This window comes from Herbiconiux sp. FW305-C-125, from assembly GCF_058783455.1.
Window position 1 is genome coordinate 1 of record NZ_JBYSYO010000026.1, and the last position, 6075, is coordinate 6075.

The following is a 6075-nucleotide window of genomic DNA, read 5'->3' on the forward strand; positions in this document are numbered from 1 at the left end:
CCCCGGTGGCCACGCTGTTCTTTCAGTGGGGCCGTTGTTACTCGGGGTTCGTTACACCACTCTACGGGGCACTACTGATGAAATCGGGGTCGTTGCTCTTAGGGGCGTCCACAACATCTCGAATACGCACCGCTACTGGCACTCCGGTACTCACCCCGGTAACCAGAGCATGTTGCTGAGCAAGGCCCGGCAGTTGATCGAGAAGGGCACGAGAACTCAGCGCAGTGGCGTGACGAAGCAGTGCTTGATCTGACTCGTGGGTAAGTCTGTGCGCGATTACTGTGCCACACTGCGCAACGACAGTCTCACTCAGCTCACTCGGACGCTGGCTCGCGAGCAGAAGGGATATTCCGAACTTTCTGCCTTCTTTTGCGATGCGTTCGAAGACGGCAGTTGAGCGGCTTCCGCCTCCGTTGCTGTCATGGCGAGCCGGGATGAAGCGGTGTGCTTCTTCGAGCACCAGCAGCAATGGGTGTCTCGCGCGAGGATCACTGCGCACAGCAAAGTCGAAGAGGATACGACCAAGCAGCGCCGTTACGTTCTCAAGTACATCACTGGCGATAAGGCTCAGGTCGAAGATAGTAACCGACGGGCCAGAATCGTGGTTCTTCGTTTGCTCTCGATAATTTGCGGCGGCGGGCCAATCTGATGAATCGTTGTCCTTCGTCGGGTCGGCTCCCATCACTGCACGCAGATAGGTACCAAGGGGGTCATCGTGTTTCTCGACCCTGGTCATGAAGTCGTATCTGCCATCGGCAAGGAGGCGGCTGAGGCGCATCTGCAGTGTCGCGACGTATCCAGCGATCTTGTTGTCATTAGCCTGTTCCAGCTGGATACGGTTCGGCATGAAGAAGTCACAGAGCTGTTGCAGATCATAGAACACCGGAGCGTCGAAGTCTGCACCGGTCGCACCGCTGCCGAGACCAAGTTCACTCAATGCAGTGGTTATGTGCTGTTTGAGTTCACGGACGAGTTTCCCGACTATCTCTCGATGTTTTGGCGTGAGCGCTGCCCACTTCGGATTATTGGTCAGTCCAGAGTCGGCTATAGCTTTAGTGACGAGAGGAGCCATTGCCTCCCAATGTGACTTAATCGGCGAGGCCTGTTTTGCCTGGAACTCAACAAGTCGAGAAAGATCGGTGAGCTGACGGAAGGTCGGCCCTTCCGCATCCTTGTCGTTCGAGAATTGCGCCTCAACTATCGCGAGAGTATTCCGCACGTTGTCGAGCCGATCTGCTTCGACGTGGGAGGTGGCACCGGCGATTCTTGCGTCTGCAACCGCGCGCTGAAGCACTGGAGCCTGTACGCCTTCGCTGGCGCGCAGGAGAGCTAGGTGCTCTTCGTTGTTCATGAACCAATGCGGCAAGAACAGACCCGACTCAGTACCTGGCTCAGGGCCGAGGACAATGGTGCGCGTTTTCTGCCCACGAGAGCTGTCGTTCGCAAAGGACTGAGCGTACTCTCCGTTGATATCGAAGATGACTATGTGGCCGCTGCTGATCTGATTATCGAGAAGGCCGTCGATTAGTGCGGTGACTGTGCACGATTTCCCTGATCCAGTGGATCCGACAACAGCGCAGTGGTGCCCAAGAAGGAGATTGGCATCGAGATAAACGTCTTGTTCTGAAGCAATTGCTGACGAGCCTAAACGGACTGAAGGCACCTCCTTGGGAAGAAATATGTTCTTGACCTCGGCAGGAGTCGCCGTCCTGACCGGCGCGTGAAGCGACGGATAGGCAGTCAGCCCCGATTTGAACTTCTCCCCTTCGAAACGACCAACCACCGACGCCTCAAGCTCATAAGAAGCTTGGTCGTCCTCGCTGAGCAGTCCGCGACCAGGCGCTATCTCATTGCGCCTCACGATGGAAACACCTGTAATGATCGCTACTACCCGATGAGCACCGGCCGGTGCGGTCACATATGAGTTGACAACTCCCACAGTCTGAAGACCGTCAGGCCCTACTTTGGTGAAACCTTTCGAACCAATATCCAGCGACACTTTCAGAGTCGTGCTCTGCACGGCCGTCACCCGGCCGATAACACCTACCTCACTCATCGCCTGAAGAGTCTTCCTTCTTCTGCGCGGAGGTGAAGTTCTCGAGCGATTCAATAAGGTTCATGATCGCAGCTGGGGCGTTGACCTGCAGATCGAGTCCCGACTCGGGCAGCAGGTCAACCATGTGAATGAACTCTCCGGCTTTGCCAGTCAAGACGGCGATACGCGAGTCATCTCCGGCAGCCAGAGCAGCCAGCGGAGTGTCCTTCGTCTCAATTCCCTGCGTCGCCAGGGTTGTACCTACGAGGTCATCGTCGAGGACAGCTTTCAGCAGCGATTCCTGTTCCAAAATGGCACAGGGATCGACCGCCAGAACATTGATCGCTGGGTTGATCGCCAAGCTGCGCAGGAGAATCCGGTTGATGTGAGGGTCACCAAATCCATAGCCGATCGTCACTACCGCGGTGTCATTCTGTTGAACTGCATCGCTCAGCAAGCGCATGAGATCGGAATACGGATATGAAAGGGAATCGCCTTCTTTTGCGGCCGTGGGAGAGATAAGTACGGGCTCTTGTATCGAAGCGCTGCCCTCTGGAACCTGCACGACCTCGAGCGTCGTGACTCCGGTCTCAGCGCTGATGCGTGGCTTCCAGTTCAAACTGCCGTGGATCTTGTGTAAATAGAGCGCGCTGTCGGCTCGGGCGACCACTTGTTGCGAAGTTGTCTCGACGCGGTGGAAGTCCAGTCCGTAGTAAGCAAGGTTCAGACGCCGTTCGACCGTGCCACTGAACCCGTCAATATAGGGGTATCCCAGTTCATCGAGTGACCGTTCGAGAACGAGATCATAGTTCGTCGTGAACAGCTTGGGCCTTGGGAGGTTGGCTCGTCGGCTTCGAACGATCCGCGAGAGGAACTGCCGATGAGCCGCGAGGGGATCTTCAAGATGGCAGTCTGAGGTAGGGAGTTCACAGGCATGAGCAAAAGCAACGTTGATCTTGCCCTTGAGCTGTTCGATTTGCTCCTTGGTGAAACTCTTTACATTGTCTCCGCTGCTAAAAGTCACCTCCGCGAGTCCGGTTTGATCGGCAAGCGAGGCTCCCAGTTGTAGCCCGTTGAGCAGCTTCTCCAGGTCTCCGTCATCTTTGGGATTGAGGAAAGCTAGAAGATCTGTGTCCGTCTTGTCCAGCTGTTCCCCGGCGTCTTCAATGAGTGATTGCACTGCATCGTTATTGAGATTACGCGTTTGCGGCGACCCCAGATGGAATGATGCGCCCGAGCCGATAAGCAATACAAGGTTTTGAACCTGTAACAGTGAGGCAATGTGGTCTTGCACGACGTGCCGGTCTTGGTCGGTAAGCCGTGACTTCACGGTGCCGCCGACAAGAAATAGCCCTGGAACTGAATTTCCCGGATCGAAACTACTCATGCCAGCCCTGTCTCTTCACTCAATGCCCCGATGGGCATGGCTCCTCACCGTCACGTTATCAGTTTGTAGAGCGCGGATCGTCTGCCCTGAGCAGGTGCCCTTCTGGTCTGCTCTGGGCAGACAACGCCTCAGTTGCTCGTCACCGTTGTCGTACCTTCCCGACACACTATCCGTGTATCAGGAGGGCGACATGGCCGATATGACGTTTGAGAACGTAACCGATGAGCGAACCGCGCGGGCGGTGATCGCGTCAGTAACCGAAACCGGCGATTTTCAGACCAACACCGTGCTTCGGCTCGCTGGGAACGGTCTCGATACACTCCGGCTTGCCCTGAGCAACGAGTTGATCGTCGGGATGCAGCGCGCTGACTTGCACCTGTGGCGGCGACGATTCGATGTCGCCGACCCCGTGCAGGTGTTTGAAGGAATCGAGCAAAGCGAACGGCTCGGGCAGCATATTCTGATCCCCGGCGATCCTCATTGGCCTGCTGCGCTTGATCCTCTCGATCACCGCACGCCGCTCGCGCTCTGGACGCAGGGAGACACGACCTTGCTCGCAGACTCGTTGGCGAGCCGCGCCGCGCTTATTGGCACCCCCAACCCATCTCTATATGGACTGCAGATGGCCACAGCACTGGCCGCTGATCTCGCCGCAGATGGGCGCACTATCGTTTCGTTCCCCGATGACGGCATCGCTGAGGCCGCAATCACCTCCGCACTCAAGCACAACGACCGCGTGATTCTCGTCATGCCCGATCCGATCAATCAATCACAGATCGAAAACTACGACTGGCTGGAGCAGGCCGCAACGACCAGCCTGCTCGTCACTGATCGCCCGCCGAGCGACATACGACATACCAGCGCGTTGACCGCGAACGGTCTCCTTGCTGCGCTCTCCGGCATGACGACCGTTGTTGAGGAACAGGCCGGCTGGGATTACCGCTGGACTGGCGCCCCGTTCCATGCGGCAGCCTATGGCAGACCTGTTGGCGCGGTGCCGGGGCGTGCAACCGATGTTGCTAGCCACGGCACCAACGCGCTCATCCGCGAGGGTCGCGCGACCCTCGTGCAAAGTCACACCGACATCACCGAACTCTTAGATGCATCGCCGCGTGGTCTTCTCACGGCGACACTTGCGCAGAATACCCCGCAACACACCGTTGCTCGTGAGTACAGTCTCACCAGATAGTCCAGGCTCCGAGTGGTGGTAATAGACGTTGAACAACGACAGTCAGCTTGCGTTCGATCTTGACGAGCTCGTGCGTGAGGATCTCCGCGCGAACCCACCCGAGTGGCAGGGCGCGCCACTGCACTTCACCACCGACTACTTCTCGCCGGGCGAGCTACAGGCCGCGTTTGAGCATTGGCAGCTTCTCAATGGCCGTTTCGGGTCGATCCCGCATAGCCGTATGTGGCACACCGGATACGGATGGCTCAATGGTGGCACCGAGTACGGCGATCACCGCCTCGTCATGTTCTCAGCTGACCTGCGCCCCGAGCCGAAGTGCGAGGGGCCGGGCGACCTCATGTATCTCGCGGTCTGCGAACCATGCGAGTGGCATCAGGTCAGCGACTCGGAAATCGATAGCGTCGAGGGGTGGCACAATCACGCGATCCCGAACTGGCGTGAGCTACCAGTCGTGCCCGCGCAGATTCGGGTGCGCGATGGCGGCGGCTTCACCAAGTTAGGCCGCAAATGGATCGCAGCGCACTACCCGGCCGAGATGCAAGTGTCTGGTGCACCGATCATCACCGAGCGCGCACGCTACGCGACTCGACACGTCGCCGAATACTCGCCCCGGGGCGGCTATGACCTCTCATCAACCGCTCTTGATCGACCCTTGCCTGAGCCGAGTACTGAGGCCCCCGCTGCACATCTCAAGAGTGCTGCGCCTGTGCATACACCGAGGCACAGGGTCTCAGCCGTTCCTGAACATGCTGTGCTTTTCAGGCCTTCAGGCGTACAGTTAGGAGCACACGGCAAATAAGCCCCGCCTGGGGAATGACGGAGCAGCCTGAGCTGCGAAGTGCTTTTACACGAATCTGACCGCCGGTAGATCTGTAAAGGACTCCGTCATGCTCACTATCATCTGGCATCTCAGTAGCTTCGCGAACGATCTGTTGCAGCGGTACGCTCCGACGAACCGGCTGATCTGGTTCCTGCACCGCCGCGAAAATCTCCGCTACGGTGTACCGGCGATGCTGCTCTCGATCCCCTACCTGTTGATCGCACGCGGCGCTCTCGCTCTGATCGAGGTGAGTGCTCCCGAGTGGCTGTATCTCGTGTTCATTCTCTGCATCTGGAACGCGATCAAGTTCCTCGTGTGGGGGCCGATCAGCCTGACGGTACTCGGCAAAGCGAGGTTGCGCGAGGCGCGCGAGCTGAAGCGCATGGCGCAAGAGACAGTTATTGACGAGTGCGGCGCCGAGCCTGCGACTTCTCGTCGGTAGCGGGGCCGTCTACTCAGAACAGTGTCGGGCCGTCGTACTTTGGTGCGGCGGCTCGACGCGCGCCGGATGCCGTTCGAGCGGTTCGCGCGGCACGCGCGGTCTGAGGTTCGGATGGGTTCAAGCGTTCCTGACTCGCGCCAAGTTAGTGCGTGACGCTCGCGGCGACGGCGTCGAGGATGGCTTGCGCCGTGTCGCCGGGTGG

The 6075-nt window shown here is 58.3% G+C and carries 5 protein-coding genes; 3 read left to right on the forward strand and 2 right to left on the reverse strand.

The genetic code is table 11. The features are described from left to right. Positions 1 to 61 precede the first annotated feature (61 nt). A complete protein-coding gene (locus AC3WLB_RS24185) occupies positions 62 to 2056 on the reverse strand; it encodes an ATP-binding protein (RefSeq protein WP_492510474.1) in 1995 nt (664 codons plus the stop codon). Next, positions 2049 to 3422, reverse strand: coding sequence for an SIR2 family protein (locus AC3WLB_RS24190; protein WP_492510476.1), 1374 nt, complete (start codon positions 3420 to 3422; stop codon positions 2049 to 2051). The genes AC3WLB_RS24185 and AC3WLB_RS24190 overlap by 8 nt, the downstream gene beginning before the upstream one ends. Positions 3423 to 3612: 190 nt before the next feature. Here AC3WLB_RS24190 and AC3WLB_RS24195 point away from each other — a divergent pair, with 190 nt between their 5' ends. The 3 genes from AC3WLB_RS24195 (at position 3613) to AC3WLB_RS24205 (ending at position 5873) form a co-directional block, all read left to right on the forward strand. Further along, on the forward strand, positions 3613 to 4611 hold the full coding sequence (locus tag AC3WLB_RS24195) for a DNA-processing protein DprA (RefSeq protein ID WP_200769278.1): 999 nt from the start codon (positions 3613 to 3615) through the stop codon (positions 4609 to 4611). Positions 4612 to 4639: 28 nt separating this feature from the next. Next, the gene (locus AC3WLB_RS24200; RefSeq protein ID WP_079941020.1) at positions 4640 to 5410 is read left to right on the forward strand and encodes a DUF6349 family protein; all 771 of its coding nucleotides are present in this window, start codon (positions 4640 to 4642) and stop codon (positions 5408 to 5410) included. Between the two features lie 88 nt (positions 5411 to 5498). After that, the gene (locus AC3WLB_RS24205; RefSeq protein WP_079941021.1) at positions 5499 to 5873 is read left to right on the forward strand and encodes a hypothetical protein; all 375 of its coding nucleotides are present in this window, start codon (positions 5499 to 5501) and stop codon (positions 5871 to 5873) included. Positions 5874 to 6075 lie beyond the last annotated feature (202 nt).

What these genes read in the sequence shown, in the direction of transcription:
- AC3WLB_RS24190 (WP_492510476.1), bottom strand. Translation starts at nt 3,422, where the DNA reads ATGAGTAGTTTCGATCCGGGAAATTCAGTTCCAGGGCTATTTCTTGTC.
- AC3WLB_RS24195 (WP_200769278.1), top strand. Translation starts at nt 3,613, where the DNA reads ATGGCCGATATGACGTTTGAGAACGTAACCGATGAGCGAACCGCGCGG.
- AC3WLB_RS24185 (WP_492510474.1), bottom strand. Translation starts at nt 2,056, where the DNA reads ATGAGTGAGGTAGGTGTTATCGGCCGGGTGACGGCCGTGCAGAGCACG.
- AC3WLB_RS24205 (WP_079941021.1), top strand. Translation starts at nt 5,499, where the DNA reads ATGCTCACTATCATCTGGCATCTCAGTAGCTTCGCGAACGATCTGTTG.